Annotated in this window: 19 protein-coding genes; 18 read left to right on the top strand and 1 reads right to left on the bottom strand. The window is 40.1% G+C overall.

Annotated features, from left to right (window positions below; translation table 11 throughout):
* From Q0F90_RS02410 to pyrR, 18 genes are all read left to right on the top strand, one after another.
* A partial coding sequence (locus Q0F90_RS02410) for a glutamate ligase domain-containing protein (protein ID WP_367113390.1) occupies positions 1-542 on the top strand: 542 nt, incomplete at its 5' end.
* A 9-nt stretch (positions 543-551) separates the two neighbouring features.
* Positions 552-1790, top strand: coding sequence for an O-antigen ligase (locus Q0F90_RS02415; RefSeq protein WP_296003026.1), 1239 nt, complete (start codon positions 552-554; stop codon positions 1788-1790).
* Positions 1791-2313: 523 nt separating this feature from the next.
* Positions 2314-3819: an acetyl-CoA hydrolase/transferase family protein gene (locus tag Q0F90_RS02420; protein ID WP_296003028.1), complete on the top strand. Its 1506-nt coding sequence runs from the start codon at positions 2314-2316 to the stop codon at positions 3817-3819.
* A 29-nt stretch (positions 3820-3848) separates the two neighbouring features.
* Positions 3849-5495: a methylmalonyl-CoA mutase gene (locus Q0F90_RS02425; RefSeq protein WP_296003030.1), complete on the top strand. Its 1647-nt coding sequence runs from the start codon at positions 3849-3851 to the stop codon at positions 5493-5495.
* A gap of 28 nt (positions 5496-5523) precedes the next feature.
* On the top strand, positions 5524-5919 hold the full coding sequence (locus Q0F90_RS02430; RefSeq protein ID WP_009351185.1) for a cobalamin B12-binding domain-containing protein: 396 nt from the start codon (positions 5524-5526) through the stop codon (positions 5917-5919).
* Between the two features lie 79 nt (positions 5920-5998).
* Positions 5999-6937: a methylmalonyl Co-A mutase-associated GTPase MeaB gene (meaB, locus tag Q0F90_RS02435; RefSeq protein WP_296003032.1), complete on the top strand. Its 939-nt coding sequence runs from the start codon at positions 5999-6001 to the stop codon at positions 6935-6937.
* Between the two features lie 51 nt (positions 6938-6988).
* A complete protein-coding gene (gene mce / locus Q0F90_RS02440; protein WP_009351265.1) occupies positions 6989-7411 on the top strand; it encodes a methylmalonyl-CoA epimerase in 423 nt (140 codons plus the stop codon).
* A 150-nt stretch (positions 7412-7561) separates the two neighbouring features.
* Complete coding sequence (locus Q0F90_RS02445) at positions 7562-9091, top strand: carboxyl transferase domain-containing protein (RefSeq protein ID WP_296003033.1); 1530 nt, start codon at positions 7562-7564, stop codon at positions 9089-9091.
* 73 nt (positions 9092-9164) lie between these two features.
* The gene (locus tag Q0F90_RS02450) at positions 9165-9512 is read left to right on the top strand and encodes an OadG family protein (protein WP_296003035.1); all 348 of its coding nucleotides are present in this window, start codon (positions 9165-9167) and stop codon (positions 9510-9512) included.
* 19 nt (positions 9513-9531) lie between these two features.
* Positions 9532-9699 (top strand): hypothetical protein, encoded by a 168-nt coding sequence (locus Q0F90_RS02455; protein WP_296003037.1) that lies wholly within the window; start codon positions 9532-9534, stop codon positions 9697-9699.
* Between the two features lie 100 nt (positions 9700-9799).
* Entirely contained in the window at positions 9800-10183 is a 384-nt protein-coding gene (locus Q0F90_RS02460; protein WP_009351113.1) for a biotin/lipoyl-containing protein, read from the top strand.
* Positions 10184-10253: 70 nt separating this feature from the next.
* Complete coding sequence (locus Q0F90_RS02465; RefSeq protein ID WP_287514359.1) at positions 10254-11375, top strand: sodium ion-translocating decarboxylase subunit beta; 1122 nt, start codon at positions 10254-10256, stop codon at positions 11373-11375.
* 193 nt (positions 11376-11568) lie between these two features.
* A complete protein-coding gene (locus Q0F90_RS02470; RefSeq protein ID WP_296003043.1) occupies positions 11569-11826 on the top strand; it encodes a hypothetical protein in 258 nt (85 codons plus the stop codon).
* Positions 11827-11864: 38 nt separating this feature from the next.
* Positions 11865-13163 (top strand): SLC13 family permease, encoded by a 1299-nt coding sequence (locus tag Q0F90_RS02475; protein WP_288992460.1) that lies wholly within the window; start codon positions 11865-11867, stop codon positions 13161-13163.
* A gap of 380 nt (positions 13164-13543) precedes the next feature.
* Positions 13544-13708 (top strand): DUF362 domain-containing protein, encoded by a 165-nt coding sequence (locus Q0F90_RS02480; RefSeq protein ID WP_005386021.1) that lies wholly within the window; start codon positions 13544-13546, stop codon positions 13706-13708.
* A gap of 108 nt (positions 13709-13816) precedes the next feature.
* A complete protein-coding gene (lspA, locus tag Q0F90_RS02485) occupies positions 13817-14257 on the top strand; it encodes a signal peptidase II (RefSeq protein WP_296003044.1) in 441 nt (146 codons plus the stop codon).
* 129 nt (positions 14258-14386) lie between these two features.
* Positions 14387-15310: an RluA family pseudouridine synthase gene (locus tag Q0F90_RS02490; RefSeq protein WP_296003046.1), complete on the top strand. Its 924-nt coding sequence runs from the start codon at positions 14387-14389 to the stop codon at positions 15308-15310.
* Between the two features lie 84 nt (positions 15311-15394).
* Positions 15395-15916, top strand: coding sequence for a bifunctional pyr operon transcriptional regulator/uracil phosphoribosyltransferase PyrR (gene pyrR / locus Q0F90_RS02495; RefSeq protein WP_296003048.1), 522 nt, complete (start codon positions 15395-15397; stop codon positions 15914-15916).
* A 99-nt stretch (positions 15917-16015) separates the two neighbouring features.
* On the opposite strand, the gene Q0F90_RS02500 is transcribed toward pyrR, so the two are convergent.
* Entirely contained in the window at positions 16016-17203 is a 1188-nt protein-coding gene (locus tag Q0F90_RS02500; protein ID WP_296003051.1) for a nucleotidyltransferase family protein, read from the bottom strand.
* Positions 17204-17293 lie beyond the last annotated feature (90 nt).

Below are 17293 nucleotides of genomic sequence, written 5' to 3' on the forward strand. Positions count from 1 at the left end.
GCATTCACCAATCTGTAAACCTCGCTTGTGCATTAATGGCTGTACGTCTATTGATGAAAGACGACAAGAGTATCAGTGAAGAAACAATGCGCGAAGGTTTTGCTCGCACTACGTGGGCTGGTCGTTTCGAAGTTAAACGCGGCTTAAATCGTACCTTTATCTTTGACGGTGCTCATAATGCGGCAGGTGCTGAGTCTTTCGCTATGACGTATGCTGAATTGTTTAAAGACACTCCGAAAACGATTGTAATGGCTATTCTTAAAGATAAGAACCAAGAGGCTATCATTCGTGAAGTTGTTAAAGCAGGGGATACAGTGCTCGTTGTACCGGCGCCAACAGATAGAACGGAAGTTCCTGAAACCTTGGTTGAAGTTATTCGACGCTCTGTACCAAAGGCGACGGCTCAAACTGCAGACTCTGTTGAGGACGCTTTAGCATTGGCTTATAAGCATACTAAGACTGGTGATATTATCGCCGTATGTGGTTCGTTATATATTCTAGGGGATTCTCGTCAGTGGTTTAACCATGAGATGAGTCACTAAGGTGAGATTATGGAACTCTCACTTATTCCTAATCAGAAACGACTGACCTTTTATATTGAACGATTAATCTATGGTGTTGTTGTGGCTATGCCGTTGCAACCGATGGTGGGGGATGTACTTCTTTGGCTGGCTATAGGGTTGGCACTATATGATTTAATATCTAGTAAATCCTTAAGTTTACCTACTGGATATCTGTCTTGGACAGTAATGATTTTTGTTGTCTGGACTGGTATATCATCGCTCATGTCACCGAACTGGGATTGGTCTATTCAGAGTTGGTTCTACCAAATTGTAGCAGGTGGGGGGATGTACTACTTAGTGCGTACCTATATTCAAACACCTAAACAATGGAACTATTTTCTACGTGCTTTTTTAGGCACTGCCGTTCTTGTTTGTGTTATTGGAGCCTATCAGTATCTATTCATTCCTAATATACATATAAAAGAATGGGTGGATGCAGCTCAGTTTCCAAAATTGATGCGTCGTATGGCATCAACATTACAAAATCCTAACTTATTAGGGGCTTATCTGTTGATGGTATTAAGCGTATGTATCAGTTACATTCTCGTCTATATGAAAGAAAATCGCACCCGTGACGTGGTGACGATGCTCATCATAGGTATCGTTTTATTCTTAACGATGCTCTTAACCTATTCTCGTGGTATTTGGATTAGCTTTGCCGCTATGATACTCTATTGGGCTATCTTTGTAGAACGGCGTCTATTCCTATCCTTGTTAGCAGTACCAATTATTCTGTACTTCTATGAAGGTGAGATTGCGTCACGACTTTGGTCCATATTCCAAGGTCACGATACGTCAGCGGATCTTCGGTGGGCATTGTGGGATAGCACGACATATATCATACGAGAAAATCCTATCTTTGGTATTGGTTGGAATACATTTTACTTAGTCTATCCTGAGTATAACTACTATATTCAAGGGCCTAATGTATTGATGTATCATGCCCACAATTTATATTTGAATATTTTAGCCGAAATAGGTATCCCTGGTTTGTTATCATTCCTCGCAGTTATCGTAGGTCATGTTATTACATCCATACGATTAAAAGGGGATCCATTCCGACAAGCAGCGCAAATAGGTGTAGGTGCCTTAGCTGTTGCTGTTCTTGTTAGTGGTTTATCTGACTTTGAGCTCTATAGCCATCAAGTGACAATTGTTTTTTGGCAATTGCTAGGCTGGGTGGGGGCTTTTGTGAAAGTACAACTTTTAACGAGTGACCATATATAATAGTTATATTGTGTATAATTAGCATATTTTATGGTAGCTATATAATTTCATAATATGGTATAATTAATACATACCTTGGTAGGGTAAAGTATAAGTATTATTAACCGGTTTTCTAATGTTAGACATAATTGAACATTATTGTTAGCATTTGAAAGCCGGTTTTTTGCATATCATTGTATTTTTATAGGGAGGTGTGTGGTTCATTTCTTGTGTATAAGATGTTGTTTTTATATTGAAAAGGTTCTATATGTTGTATAGAGATAGTTCGATTTAACCGAAAAACATCAATATATACTACTAAATCGATAATTCCTGTGAGTTATAACGATGTGAATAAAACTTATGTGAAAATATGAAAATCTATGCGTTTTAGTCATAATGCACTAGTGAAGTGTGATAAAAAATACATTTTAGTCATATAAGTTGACAATACATTGGATGTGGACTACGATGAAGTCGGTTTAAGGAACGACCAAGAGATCAAACTGTCGTTTATACAATGTTACTCTTAAAGGAGATGGTAATGGTGATAGACATCAAAGACCGCGTTAAATGTGCGGCCCTCCAAGGTAAAATTGTCACTGCTTCTGAAGCAGCACTTTTGATTAACCCTAACGATAAAGTTGGTATTTCCGGCTTTACTCCATCTGGTTATGCAAAAGCTGTGCCATTGGCATTGGCAGAAAGAATGGAAAAAGAACCATTCAAAATCGATTTGTGGACAGGTGCTTCCGTAGGTGATGAAGCTGACGGTGCGTTAACTCGCGTTAACGGTATTAATCGTCGTTTCCCATATCAAACTAACAATGACACTCGTAAAGCTTTAAATGGCGGTAAAATTAATTATATCGACATGCATTTAAGCTTGATGGCACAAAACGTTCGTTATGGCTTCTTTGGCGATTTAGATGTAGCAATTATCGAAGCTGTACAAGTTAACGAAGATGGTTCCATTGTTCCTACAACATCTGTTGGTAACTCTCCAACATTTGTGAACAAGGCAAAAAAAGTTATCGTAGAAGTTAACGTATCCCAACCATTATCTTTGGTAGGTATGCATGATATCTACGAACCACTCGATCCACCATTCCGTAAACCAATTCCATTGGAAACACCTGGTGATCGCATTGGTACTGACGCAATTCCTTGCGATCCTGCAAAAATCGTGGCTATCGTTCCTTGCGACATCCCTGATACAACTAGACCTCTAGCTCCTATCGATGATGATGCAAAAGCAATGAGCCAACACTTAATTGAATTCTTCCAAGAAGAAATCAAAGGTGGTCGCTTGCCAGAAAACTTACTTCCATTGCAATCTGGTGTAGGTTCTGTAGCAAACGCTGTAATCAGTGGTCTTGCTAAAGGTCCATTCACTAACTTGTCTATCTTCACAGAAGTTATTCAAGATGGTATGTTTGACCTTATCGATGCAGATAAAGTAACTGTATGTTCCGGTACTGCATTGAGTCCTTCTCCAGACGGGTTGAAACGTTTCTATGACAATATCGATGAATACCGTAAAAAAATTATTCTTCGCCCTCAAGAAATCTCCAACAACCCTGGTATCGCAAGACGCCTTGGCGTTATTGCCATGAATACTGCAATTGAATTTGATATTTTTGGCAATGTAAACTCTACTCATATTATGGGTAGCAAAATGATGAACGGTGTTGGCGGCTCCGGCGACTTCGCTCGTAGCGCATACCTCACAATCTTCTGTACTAACTCCGTTGCTAAAAACGGTGATATCAGTTCCATCGTTCCTTATGTATCTCACGTAGATCATACAGAACATGACACTATGATTTTCTGTACAGAACAAGGTGTGGCTGACTGCCGTGGTTTGAGCCCAGTGGAAAGAGCTCGTTTGATCATTGAAAAATGTGCTCACCCAGACTACAAACCTATGTTAACTGAATACCTAGAAAAAGCATTAGAAGCAACAAAGAATGCCCATACACCTATGTTGCTTGACGAAGCTCTTTCTTGGCATAAACGCTTCACAGAAACTGGAAGCATGAAAAAATAAACCTGTTTTTTTAGGAGGATGATGAAAACATGGCTTACGAAAACTTAAAAGCCCAAATTGCTGAGTATAACAAACTTTGTGACGAAAGAAGTGCAAAAACTCCAGAACGTCAAAACTTGAAATACAACCGTGTGTACACACCAGTTGATATCGAAGGTTTCGACTATGAACGCGATTTGGGGATGCCTGGCGAATTCCCTTATACTCGTGGTGTACAACCTACTATGTACCGTGGCCGTTTCTGGACAATGCGTATGTACGCAGGTTTCGCAACTGCTGAAGAATCCAACAAACGTTACCGTTACCTAATCGAGTCTGGTGCAACTGGTCTTTCCTGTGCATTCGACTTGCCTACACAAATCGGTTATGACTCTGATGACGTTATGGCTGAAGGCGAAGTTGGTAAAGTAGGTGTTGCGATCGACTCCTTGAAAGATATGGAAATCTTGTTCGACGGCATCGACCTTGGCAAAGTATCCACATCCATGACAATCAACGCTCCAGCGTCCGTTTTGTTGGCAATGTATATCGCAGTAGCTGAAAAACAAGGTGTACCTTCCACTGAATTGATGGGTACAATTCAAAATGATATTTTGAAAGAGTATGCAGCTCGCGGTACTTACATTTTCCCTCCAAAACCTTCCATGCGTTTGATCACTAATATCTTCGAATATTGTTCTCAATACGTTCCAAAATGGAATACAATTTCTATCTCCGGTTACCACATCCGTGAAGCAGGTTCCACAGCAGCGCAAGAAATCGCATTCACAATTGCAGATGGTATCGCGTACGTAGAAGCAGCTTTGAAAGCTGGTCTTGACGTTGACTCCTTCGCTGGTCGTCTTTCCTTCTTCTGGAATGCTCATAACAACGTACTTGAAGAAGTTGCTAAATTCCGCGCATCCCGTCGCTTATGGGCAACAATCATGAAAGAACGTTTTGGTGCTAAAAAACCAAAATCCATGATGCTTCGTGTACATACTCAAACAGCTGGTTCCATGTTGACTGCACAACAAGTTGACAACAACATCGTTCGTGTTGCTCTTCAAACTGCAGCTGCTGTAATGGGCGGTACTCAATCCTTACATACAAACTCTCGTGACGAAGCTTTGGCTCTTCCTACAGAAGCATCTGTACAAGTAGCTCTTCGTACTCAACAAATCGTGGCTTACGAATCTGGTTTGGCTGACGTAGTTGACCCATTGGGCGGTTCCTACTATGTAGAAGCTATGACTAACGCTATCTATGACGAAGCTATGGAATACATCAAGAAAATTGATGAAATGGGCGGCGCTGTAGTAGCAATCGAAAAAGGCTACATCCAAAAAGAAATTCAAGAATCCGCTTACAAATGGCAAATGGAAGTTGAATCTGGCTTACGCACAATCGTTGGCGTAAACAAATTCCAAGTTGAAGAAGAAGCTCCAAAAGACTTGCTTCGCGTAGATGCTTCCGTAGGTGTTAACCAATCCAAGAAAACTCAAGCAGTTCGCGCTAACCGCGATCAAGCAGCAGTTGACGCAGCATTGGCAGCTCTTAAAGCTGGCGCAGCTGACGAAAACGTTAACTTGATGCCATTAATTCTTGAAGCAGTTAAAACATATGCTACTTTGGGTGAAATTTGTAATGTATTGCGCGAAGTATTCGGTGAATACGAAGCTCATTCCACATTATAATAACGGCTAATTTCGGAGGTAATAAATCATGGCAGAAAAACGTATTAGAGTAATCGTAGCAAAACCAGGTCTTGATGGTCATGACCGTGGTGCAAAAGTAGTAGCACGCGCTCTTCGCGATGCTGGTTTCGAAGTAATCTACACAGGTCTTCGTCAAACTCCAGAACAAATCGTTGAAGCAGCTCTTTCTGAAGACGTTAATGTAGTTGCATTATCCCTTCTTTCCGGTGCTCACAACACATTGTTCCCTAAAATTGTTGAACTTTTGAAAGAAAAAGGTATGGGTGACGTACTTGTAATCGGCGGTGGCGTTATTCCTGACGCTGATATCCCTGGCTTGAAAGAAGCTGGCGTAGCTGCTGTATTCACACCTGGTACACCAACTGGCGATATCGTTAACTTCATCAACGAAAACGTTAAATAATTAATGCATGGGTGAGAGGGACTCATTTAGAATAGATGAATCCCTCTATTCCCATATTCAAAGATAGGTGGTGAAGCGAATGGATTTAGTTAAAGGCCTTTTTGAAGGTTCTCGACTAGCCTTAGCACGGTCCATCACAGCTGTAGAAAACGAGTATGAAAATGCCATTGATATTATGAAGGCTATTTACCCTAAAACAGGGAATGCACGTATTCTCGGTATTACAGGGGCCCCTGGTGCTGGTAAAAGTACATTGACAGATAAAGTTGTTAAACATTATCTAGATCAAGGTAAAAAAATCGGCATCGTTGCCATCGACCCAACTAGCCCATTCTCTGGTGGTGCTATCTTGGGGGACCGTATTCGAATGAACGACTTAACATTAAACGAAAATGTTTTCATTCGAAGCATGGGCACGCGTGGTAGTCTTGGTGGTTTATCCAAAAAGACTGCAGACGTTGTAAAACTTATGGATGCCTTTGGCATGGATTTAGTTATCATTGAAACAGTAGGCGTAGGTCAATCTGAAGTAGATATCGTAAAAAATGCGGATACTACATTAGTTGTACTTGTTCCAGGTCTCGGTGATGATATCCAAGCTATCAAAGCGGGTATTCTTGAAATCGGCGATGTATTTGCTATCAATAAAGCTGACCGAGATGGTTGCGATCGTTTGAATGTAGAAATTGAAATGATGCTTGACCTTGACTCTCGTGAAGTAAAATGGCGCCCACCAATTAAGCGCACAATTGCTAGTAAAGACCAAGGCGTAGATGAACTCATCGACGCTTTAGATGAACATTTTGAGTATCTTGAAGATTCTGGTGAATTGGAATCTCGTCGGGCAGAACGTACTCGTGATGAAATCATCGCAATGATTAATGAACAAATTGGTCGTTATGTAGCTGAAAAAATCGTTACTAGCGACGAATTCAATAGCCAAGTGGCAGCTGTTAATGAACGCGAAAGCGATCCATACACAGTTGTTAACGGCGTAATGACAAGCGTGCTAAAGTAGACGGCGACTACATAGCATTAGAGATTTAGCCTTGAAAAGGAGATAATCGAAATGGCTTTTAAAGTATTACAAGTGGATCACATCGGTATTGGTGTTAATGATTTAGCAGCAACTAAAGAATTCTATAAAAATGCATTGGGTATTGAACATCTTCCTGAAGATGAAATCGTAGAAGAACAAAAAGTAAAAGTATCCTTCTTCCCATGTGGCGATGCTGAACTTGAATTCTTAGAAACTACAACTCCAGATGGCCCTATCGGTAAATTCATCGAAAAAAATGGCGGTCGTGATGGTATCCAACACGTAGCATTGCGCGTTGATAATATTGAAAATGCTATTGCTGATTTGATGGCTAAAGGCGTTCGTATGATTGACGAAAAACCTCGTTACGGTGCAGGCGGCTCCGCAATTGCTTTCTTACATCCAAAAGCAACTGGTGGCGTATTGCTTGAATTATGTCAACGTATGAAATAATACAGTGTCCAATTCACATCATTATGTATGAGTTATAGATATACATAAACATATAAATTCAAGTTATATGTTAAATATGTATCATGCTTGAACTTTAATTATTAATGAAATAAAATGATACTGTAACAAGTTTTATTTGGAGGTGCTATAATGGCAACAGTGCAGGAAAAAATCGAGTTATTGCACGAGAAACTAGCTAAAGTTAAAGCTGCTGGTGGTGAAAAACGCGTTGAGAAACAACATGCTCAAGGCAAAATGACTGCTCGCGAACGTTTGGCTAAATTGTTCGATGATAATTCTTTCGTTGAACTTGATCAATTCGTTAAACATCGTTGTGTTAACTTCGGTCAAGAAAAGAAAGAATTACCAGGCGAAGGTGTAGTAACTGGTTATGGTACTATTGACGGTCGTTTAGTGTACGCATTTGCACAAGATTTCACTGTAGAAGGTGGTTCTCTTGGTGAAATGCATGCTGCTAAAATCGTTAAAGTACAACGTTTAGCAATGAAAATGGGTGCTCCTATCGTTGGTATCAACGACTCCGGCGGTGCTCGTATTCAAGAAGCAGTAGATGCGCTTGCAGGTTACGGTAAAATTTTCTTTGAAAATACAAATGCATCTGGCGTTATTCCACAAATTTCCGTAATCATGGGCCCATGTGCAGGCGGTGCTGTATATTCTCCAGCATTGACTGACTTCATCTACATGGTTAAAAACACATCTCAAATGTTCATCACTGGTCCTGCAGTTATTAAATCTGTAACTGGTGAAGAAGTAACAGCTGAAGATCTTGGTGGTGCAATGGCTCACAACTCCGTTTCTGGTGTAGCTCACTTTGCTGCTGAAAACGAAGATGATTGCATCGCTCAAATTCGCTACTTATTGGGCTTCTTGCCATCCAACAACATGGAAGATGCTCCATTAGTAGACACTGGTGATGACCCAGCTCGTGAAGACGAAGGCTTAAACAGCTTATTGCCTGATAACAGCAACATGCCATACGACATGAAAGATGTTATCGCTGCAACTGTAGATAATGGTGAATACTATGAAGTACAACCATTCTATGCTACAAACATCATTACTTGCTTCGCTCGTTTTGATGGTCAATCCGTTGGTATCATTGCTAACCAACCAAAAGTAATGGCTGGTTGCTTGGACATCAATGCATCTGACAAATCTTCCCGTTTCATCCGTTTCTGTGATGCTTTCAATATTCCAATCGTTAACTTCGTTGACGTTCCTGGTTTCTTGCCTGGCACAAATCAAGAATGGGGCGGTATCATTCGTCATGGTGCTAAAATGTTGTATGCTTACTCTGAAGCAACAGTACCAAAAATTACTGTTATCACTCGTAAAGCATACGGCGGTTCTTACCTCGCTATGTGTTCCCAAGATTTGGGCGCTGATCAAGTTTACGCTTGGCCTACATCCGAAATCGCTGTAATGGGTCCTGCTGGCGCAGCCAATATCATCTTCAAAAAAGATGAAGACAAAGACGCTAAAACAGCTCAATATGTAGAAGAGTTCGCAACTCCATACAAAGCTGCTGAACGTGGCTTCGTAGACGTTGTTATCGAACCAAAACAAACTCGTCCAGCAGTTATCAACGCTTTGGCAATGCTTGCAAGTAAACGTGAAAACCGTGCTCCAAAGAAACATGGTAATATTCCATTATAATTCGATTCGGTAAACATATCATCGAATTTGGGAGATACCTTTCTTTACTAATTTTTTAGAAAGGGGAATGATTATGGAAGGACAAGCAGTTACTACCAATCCCATGCTAATTATGGCTATCAATATGACCGTTGTATTTGTTGTGTTAATTCTTTTAGGCGTTTTGATGACAATCGTTCATTTGATTGACCCTACGAAAAAGAAAAAAGAAGCACCGGCAGCAACTGCTCCTGTAGCTACTCCAGCAGCTACTCCTGTAGCTCCAACAAATGCATCTGCTCAAAATGAGGATGAAGTAGTAGCAGCTATCGTAGGTGCCATTGTGGCGATGGGGTACTCATCTGAACAAATTGCATCTATCCGACCTACAGCAACCAGTGCTAAATGGCGCTTGGAAGGTCGCTTAAGCGGTAGAGGTTAATATTTTAGGAGGCATTTTAATGAACAATGCTACAACAACTAACGGTAAAGCTCCATCTCAAGATGTAGTAGCGGTAATCGTTGGTGCATTAGCGGCAATGGGTTATTCCGCTGATCAAATCGCGCACATCCGTCCAATCGTAAGCTACAATTGGAAAATGGAAGGTCGCTTGCGCGGTAATCGATAAGATTATTGCCTAATTAGATAATCACTGAGATTATCCAATTATATGTGTAAAAAATATTTATAAGTTTAGTGTAGACATACACATTTTGGAGGAATTTAAGATGAAAAAATTCAACGTTACAGTAAATGGTACAGCATACGATGTAGAAGTTAATGAAGTAAAAGGCGCAGCTCCTGCAGCAGCTCCAGCTCCAGCAGCAGCTCCAGCTCCTAAAGCAGCTCCTGCACCAGCACCAGCTCCAGCTGCAGCAGCAGCTCCAGTTCCAGCAGGTGCTGAAACTGTAAAAGCTCCAATGCCTGGTAAAATCTTATCTGTAGCAGTATCCGCTGGCCAAGCAGTTAAAAAAGGCGAAACTTTGTTGATTCTTGAAGCTATGAAAATGCAAAACGAAATCGCAGCTCCACATGATGCTGTAGTTTCCGAAGTTCGCGTTTCTGCTAACCAAACTGTATCTACTGGCGACGACATGGTTGTACTTGGCTAATACCAAGTTTTGTATGGCGCGGCGGTGCCGCGTCATATAACAATTTTATATTTGTGAAAGGGGAACGCATATGGAGGCTTTTGCTGTTGCGATTCAATCTGTTATAACTGATAGTGGATTCCTCGCATTTACAACAGGCAATGCTATTATGATTCTTGTAGGTTTGATCCTATTGTATTTAGCATTTGCTAAAGAGTTCGAACCATTATTGTTGGGTCCGATTGCGTTTGGTTGTGTACTTGCTAATATTCCTCGTAACGGTTTCGAAGAAGGCGTTATGGCGCTTATTAGTGCTGGTATCTCCCAAGAAATCTTCCCACCTTTAATTTTCTTAGGTGTAGGTGCGATGACTGACTTTGGTCCGCTCATTGCTAATCCTAAAACCTTGCTTTTAGGGGCTGCTGCTCAGATCGGCGTATTCGTTGCTTTAGGCGGCGCAATGATGCTTGGCTTTACGGCTCAAGAAGCAGCTGCTATCGGTATCATCGGTGGTGCTGACGGCCCTACATCTATCTACCTAGCTACTAAATTAGCTCCTCATTTATTAGGTGCTATCGCGGTTGCTGCATATTCTTATATGTCCTTAGTACCGTTGATTCAACCACCTGTAATGAAATTATTTACGACTCAAAAAGAGCGTGAAATCGTTATGGAGCAATTGCGCGAAGTTACACGTTTTGAAAAAATCGTGTTCCCAATCGTTGCAACGATCTTCATTTCCTTATTGCTTCCTTCCATTACATCCCTTTTAGGTATGTTGATGTTAGGTAACTTGTTCCGTGAGTCTGGCGTAACTGAACGTTTGTCCGATACTTCTCAAAATGCATTGATCAATACTGTTACTATTTTCTTAGCAACTGGTACTGGTTTAACAATGAGTGCGGAACATTTCTTGAGCGTACAAACTATTCTTATCATTTGCTTAGGTTTAGTTGCATTTATCGGTGGTACAGCTGGTGGTGTATTGTTCGGTAAATTGATGAGCTTAGTTGATGGTGGTAAAACAAATCCACTTATTGGTTCCGCTGGTGTATCCGCGGTTCCAATGGCGGCTCGCGTATCTCAAGTTGTAGGTGCGAAAGCTAACCCAGCTAACTTCTTGCTCATGCATGCTATGGGTCCTAACGTAGCTGGCGTTATCGGTACAGCAGTAGCAGCAGGTACAATGCTTGCTATGTTGTCTAGCCACTAATAATTAAATAATTATTCACCAAGGTGTGCCTAAATAGGTACACCTATTGGTGAATAAAAAAGCCCTTATGAATTATGTAATCATACATAAAAAGGGAATATTTGCAATAAATGCTTTCAGATCGGTCATTAGGTGATTAGCAAGATTTCACAGAATAACCTTCTAGTGCTTTAAATATAGTAGAGGTGGTCACTTGTTATCAATTGAATTAAAAATACTGATTTGTTTTATTTGGGCATTTATTGTTTTTTTTATTACTGCACTGATTATCGGTAATGAAGGAAAGGCCAAATGGTTTCAGCGTAGAACTAAATACACTTGGTTTAATCGCCGAGGATTTTTAGGGGAAGCGTTATTTTTTGGCTATCCTAAAACTAAAGAGGGTTATGGTATAACTTTCTTGATGGCTTCTGCCATCACAATAGTAGGCTATATTTTATATCTCATCTAATACAATCAGTGCATTTCTCTGAAGGGAGATGATGATGTATGGGTACTGCGGAACAAACCTTAATCGTCCTTGCAGTCATGGCTGTTTTATTCGTTACGGAAATTATTCCTTTAGCTATTACTTCTCTAGGCGGCGCAATTACTCTAGGCCTTATGGGTATTATTACTCCTAAGGTTGTATTCTCTGGTTTATCTGATAGTACAGTTGTGTTGTTCGCTGGTATGTTCGTTGTTGGTGCTGCATTGTTCTACACTGGTTTGGCTCAAAAAATTGGTGAAACAGTAGTATCTCATGCAGGTACTAGTGAAAATGGCTTAATGCTTGCAATCATGGTTGTTACAGCAACTATGTCTGCATTCTTGTCCAACACTGGTACAACAGCTGCTTTACTTCCAGTAGTTGTTGGTATCTGTGCTGTTGCGAAGATTCCTGCTTCTCGCCAATTGATGCCTTTAGCATTTGCTGCAGGTATCGGTGGTATCATTACAATGGTTGGTACACCTCCAAACATTATCGTAAGTGGTACATTGGCTAAATTTGGTGAAAAACCATTTGGTTTCTTCGAATTTGCTTGGATCGGTATTCCTTTGACTATCGCTACTATCATTTTCATGATGCTCATTGGTAAACATTTATTACCTAAACATGAAATTCAAGATGCTGGCGAAGTAGAGCAAGAAGTAGCTGCTGAAGATATTTCTAACGATCCTAAGAAACAATTATTCTCCGGTCTTATTCTTTTAGGCGTAATCATCGCTATGATTTTAGGCGATTTCCTAAAAGGTTATGGTATTAACTTACCATTGAGTATGGTTGCAGTTATTGGCGCAATGCTTTGCGTATTAACTGGTTGCTTGAACGAAAAACAAGCGTACACATCCATTGACTGGGTAACAATCTTCTTATTCGCTGGTATGATGCCAGTGGCAACTGCACTTGACCAATCTGGTGCAGGTAAAATGATTGCTAATGCAGTAATCGGCGTTATGGGTTCCGATCCTAGCCCTTACTTTGCAACAGCAGTATTGTTCATCTTGTCTTGTGTTATGACTCAATTTATGTCTAACACAGCATCTTGTGCATTATTGGCTCCTATCGGTATTTCCATTGCCCAAGGTATGGGCGCTGACCCTCATGCTGTATTGATGGCTATCGGCGTTGCTGCATCTTGTGCATTCGGTACACCTGTAGGTACACCTCCAAATACATTAGTACTTGGCCCTGGTCAATACAAATTTACAGACTATGTAAAAGCCGGCGTTCCATTGATCTTAGTTTGCTTCGTAGTAAGCTTAATTATTATCCCAATGGTATGGCCATTCTTCCCTGGTAAATAATAGGGGATAGGTTACTATACTATAAGAGCACTCACGAGGTCGAATCGTAAGATTCGGCCTCGTTTTTTATGATAATGAATATTGATAATTAAATTCCTAGTATAGTACTAAGTATTTTAATTAAAATGATAATAGGGGCATTCTCATTTATTGAGTATAATACTCATTTAATTAAATGAAAAATAATATCAAAATACAGAAAAACATAGGCTTTTTATGACGAAAATGAAAAGTTGTTATGCAAAAAAATATACATTTTTTTATCATTTTCATTTGACTTTCAATTAGAACTGTGTGATAATGAGAACATAAGTTGAGGCAAGTGCCTTTCTAAATGATAACAAAAGTTCTGATCTATATTTTTGACGGAGGTCCTAATTATGAGAGTTATTGCTGATGGTTGCATTAAATGTGGTTCTTGCGCATCTGTTTGCCCAGTTTCTGCTATTTCTGAAGGCGAAACTAAATACGAAATCAACGATACTTGCATCGATTGCGGTTCTTGCGAATCCGTTTGCCCAGTATCTGTAATTTCCGCTGAGTAATCACAAATAAAACACGCCCCTCATTGAGGGGCTTTTTATTTTGCCTAAAATTGCGTAACTTAGTATAATAGGACTATTAAGATATATATTATAGTAAGGGAGTTAATCTTGTTTTATATTGTACTAATTATTTGGCTATTATTAGACCAATTATCTAAATATTATGTAATGAATCATTTTTTGTTAGGTGAATCGATACCAGTTATTCCTAATGTATTCCATTTAACATATATTATTAATCGTGGTGCTGCCTTTGGGATGCTAGCAAATCAACGTTGGTTCTTCTTACTGGTAGCGGTCATTCTACTAGGTGTATGTGCTTATTACTGGAAGAGCTTGTCTAAAGGGCCATGGTCTTTACTAATTGGATCTGCTTTACTAGTTTCTGGTGCCATTGGCAATGGTATTGACCGTTATATGATTCACGGTGTAGTGGATTTTTTTGATTTCCGTGTATGGCCTATTTTTAATATTGCAGATATCGGTATCTGTGTAGGTGTAGCTTTTGTAGTGTATCATTTATTTACTGTGAAAGAAAACCATGATTAATTGATACTTTCACAGTGGTGAAAGATTTTGGAAACTGCGGACATATGCGGACGTATGCGGACATATGAGGACATATGAGGACATATGCGGACATATTATGTATAATACGTAACTATAAAGAGGTAGAGGATGAACGAATATATTGTTAGTGCTGAACAAGAAGGCATGAGACTAGACGTGTATTTAACGGAACAGATGGAAGGTTCTCGTAGCTATATTCAAAGCTTAATTAAAGGGGGACATGTTACCGTTGGTGGCAAAGTAGGAAAGGCAAATCTTCGCCTTACTCCTAATATGGTCATTCATGTAGAGGTTCCAGAACCTGAATCTGTAGAGGTGAAGCCGGAAGATATTCCATTAGATGTATTGTACGAAGACCATGATATTATCATTGTCAATAAGGCACGCGGTATGGTAGTCCACCCGGCAGTAGGTAACTACTCTGGGACACTTGTAAATGCGTTGTTATTCCATTGTAAAGATTTATCTGGTATCAATGGTGAAATTAGACCTGGTATCGTCCATCGTTTAGATAAAGATACCTCTGGTGTTATGATGGCTGCTAAAAATGATGCGGCCCATCTTGGTTTGGCGGAACAAGTAAAAGAGCATTCTGCAAAACGTACATATTGGGCGCTAGTACAAGGTAATATCGTAGAAGAAAAGGGAACTATTAAGGCTCCTATCGGTAGACATCCTAAGGACCGTATGAAAATGGCGGTAGTCTTTGAAAATAGCAAAGATGCAGTTACTCATTTCAAGGTATTGGAGCGTTATGGTCATCAAACTTTGGTAGAGTGTAATCTAGAGACAGGTAGAACACATCAAATTCGCGTTCACTTTGCTCATATTGGGCATCCTGTTGTTAACGATCCATTCTACGGCTATCGCCGTATGGATTTCCCTATTGAAGGGCAAGCATTACATTCTCGTTCTTTAGATGTTAAACATCCGATTACGGGCGAAGACATGCATTTTGAGGCACCTGTGCCAGCTGATTTTGAGGCGTGTTTGGAATTCGCAAAGACTTATCGTGAAGATAAACGAAAATAATCTGGTGAGATAAATTTTTGTACTTAGTTTACTGCTTATTTGTATATAGGGGCATAGAGGTATCTATGCTGTAAGGGCGTATATATGGAAAAGAAACGCTTACTGATGGATCAAGATGCTATTATGCGTGCTGTTCGTCGTATAAGTCATGAAATTTTAGAACGTAATAAAGGTTTATCTGATGCTCTTATTGTCGGAATTGAGCGACGTGGTGTTATCTTGGCAAAACGTTTACAAGCCGAAATCGAGCGCATTGAAGGCATACATATTGACTGTGAGTCTTTAAATGTTGCTATTTACCGTGATGATCGTGATTCCCGTCCTAAAGAAGGGGAGCCTTGCACCATTGATACAACGGAAAAGACGATTATCCTTGTGGATGATGTGCTATATACAGGTCGTACCATTCGTGCAGCTTTAAATGCATTGATGACAGCAGGTAGACCTAAATCGATTCAACTCGCAGTGCTCGTCGATCGTGGTCATCGTGAATTACCTATTCGAGCAGATTATGTAGGTAAAAATATTCCTACGTCTCATCTGGAAAGCGTACGCGTTGCTGTTGCTGAACTTGATGGCGAAGAAGGGGTTACAATACAGGAATAACCTGTATTGTAACCCCTTTTTTGAGTTCCTATTCTTTGCCATAATTTAGTTGTATAGGTTTAAATAATAGTGTACTTAAGTAACTATTCGTACAACTAGTTACTTAATATATTGCGGTGTATAGGTATAGTCTCTATGACCTGTACGATTACTTTCATTATGTAAGCATAGGGATTGGATATCGGTAGCTAGAGTATCGATATGATACATTGTTTGTCCAAATAGGCTTAACTCATTAGGTGCCTTAGCCCACTTTTGAATGAGTGGTATTTCATATTCGTTACGGAGCCATTGACGCCCTCGATCGTTAAAAGCAAGTAGGCGAGCATATTGTGGGCCCACTTCCATAGCGCTTTGTAATATATCTTTTGTTATACCTAGTGTGAGATAGGCTCCCATTCGTTGTAAGCGTGCATAGGTATAACGCTTAGATTTAATTTCTTCTGTGGCCGTAGTCCAAGACGGTTGTTGAGCTGCTTTTGACCATAAATGTTCAATGCCTTCGCTAAAATCCCCATACTTCTCAAGCTCTTGTGGCGGTGTGCGACGACTTAAACTGTGTACCATATCGTAGTAACGGTTATAGTCTACATAATTACTGTTTTCTATGACTTGAATCATATCTGATACCATGGATGTCTGGATAGAAGAACGAAGTTGAGTAGAGAGATTATTGTTGTTCGTAATAAGCTGACGCAATGCCGTACCAGATGGTAACTCATCAGTAATCGTTTCTTTGTGATGATTAGAGGTACGTAAGATAGGCATATATTCAAGATTTGGATGATACGCTAAGCCTGCACGAATATATTCAAGGCCCAATAATGCATTCGGTGTATTGAGTACATCTGTTTCTAAAGCTTTACGAAAAGCAGAGCCATAAGACATGCCTTCGTTAATATAGGTGCGCAGCTGTTCTTGTGTACTTTCACAATCCATACGCTTGGCTATGTCTATAAGAGCATCTAAGTCAGCCGTTTCAGAACCAAAGGAGAGGGCGTCCATAGATAGTGCTTTCACCATGCGAATGGAACCAGTCCCAAATAATTGTGCACTACCTGTAGAATAGATGGTAGGTAGCTCAATGACAATATCTGCACCACCGAGAATGGCCCAGCGAGCGCGATCAAATTTAGAGAAAATAGCAGGTTCCCCGCGTTGCACAAAGGAGCCACTCATGATACAAATGCGCAGGGCATCAGGATGTAGCTGTGCTAAGCTATGCAGTTGATGAGCGTGACCATTGTGAAATGGATTGTATTCACATATAATACCGATTGTTTTCATAGTGCCTCCTTTCATTAGTGTTAGTGTAACAAAGCGGAGAGGTACTGTAAATAAAATTTCATAATATCTATATAAATGGCTAGTTTATAT

The organism is uncultured Veillonella sp. (assembly GCF_934190855.1).
GTDB lineage: Bacteria > Bacillota > Negativicutes > Veillonellales > Veillonellaceae > Veillonella.

Bases quoted from the DNA above. Each gene is read 5' to 3' on its own strand.
- Q0F90_RS02415 (WP_296003026.1), top strand. From the start codon at position 552: ATGGAACTCTCACTTATTCCTAATCAGAAACGACTGACCTTTTATATT.
- Q0F90_RS02420 (WP_296003028.1), top strand. From the start codon at position 2,314: ATGGTGATAGACATCAAAGACCGCGTTAAATGTGCGGCCCTCCAAGGT.
- Q0F90_RS02425 (WP_296003030.1), top strand. From the start codon at position 3,849: ATGGCTTACGAAAACTTAAAAGCCCAAATTGCTGAGTATAACAAACTT.
- Q0F90_RS02430 (WP_009351185.1), top strand. From the start codon at position 5,524: ATGGCAGAAAAACGTATTAGAGTAATCGTAGCAAAACCAGGTCTTGAT.
- meaB (WP_296003032.1), top strand. From the start codon at position 5,999: ATGGATTTAGTTAAAGGCCTTTTTGAAGGTTCTCGACTAGCCTTAGCA.
- mce (WP_009351265.1), top strand. From the start codon at position 6,989: ATGGCTTTTAAAGTATTACAAGTGGATCACATCGGTATTGGTGTTAAT.
- Q0F90_RS02445 (WP_296003033.1), top strand. From the start codon at position 7,562: ATGGCAACAGTGCAGGAAAAAATCGAGTTATTGCACGAGAAACTAGCT.
- Q0F90_RS02450 (WP_296003035.1), top strand. From the start codon at position 9,165: ATGGAAGGACAAGCAGTTACTACCAATCCCATGCTAATTATGGCTATC.
- Q0F90_RS02455 (WP_296003037.1), top strand. From the start codon at position 9,532: ATGAACAATGCTACAACAACTAACGGTAAAGCTCCATCTCAAGATGTA.
- Q0F90_RS02460 (WP_009351113.1), top strand. From the start codon at position 9,800: ATGAAAAAATTCAACGTTACAGTAAATGGTACAGCATACGATGTAGAA.
- Q0F90_RS02465 (WP_287514359.1), top strand. From the start codon at position 10,254: ATGGAGGCTTTTGCTGTTGCGATTCAATCTGTTATAACTGATAGTGGA.
- Q0F90_RS02475 (WP_288992460.1), top strand. From the start codon at position 11,865: ATGGGTACTGCGGAACAAACCTTAATCGTCCTTGCAGTCATGGCTGTT.
- Q0F90_RS02480 (WP_005386021.1), top strand. From the start codon at position 13,544: ATGAGAGTTATTGCTGATGGTTGCATTAAATGTGGTTCTTGCGCATCT.
- Q0F90_RS02490 (WP_296003046.1), top strand. From the start codon at position 14,387: ATGAACGAATATATTGTTAGTGCTGAACAAGAAGGCATGAGACTAGAC.
- pyrR (WP_296003048.1), top strand. From the start codon at position 15,395: ATGGAAAAGAAACGCTTACTGATGGATCAAGATGCTATTATGCGTGCT.
- Q0F90_RS02500 (WP_296003051.1), bottom strand. From the start codon at position 17,203: ATGAAAACAATCGGTATTATATGTGAATACAATCCATTTCACAATGGT.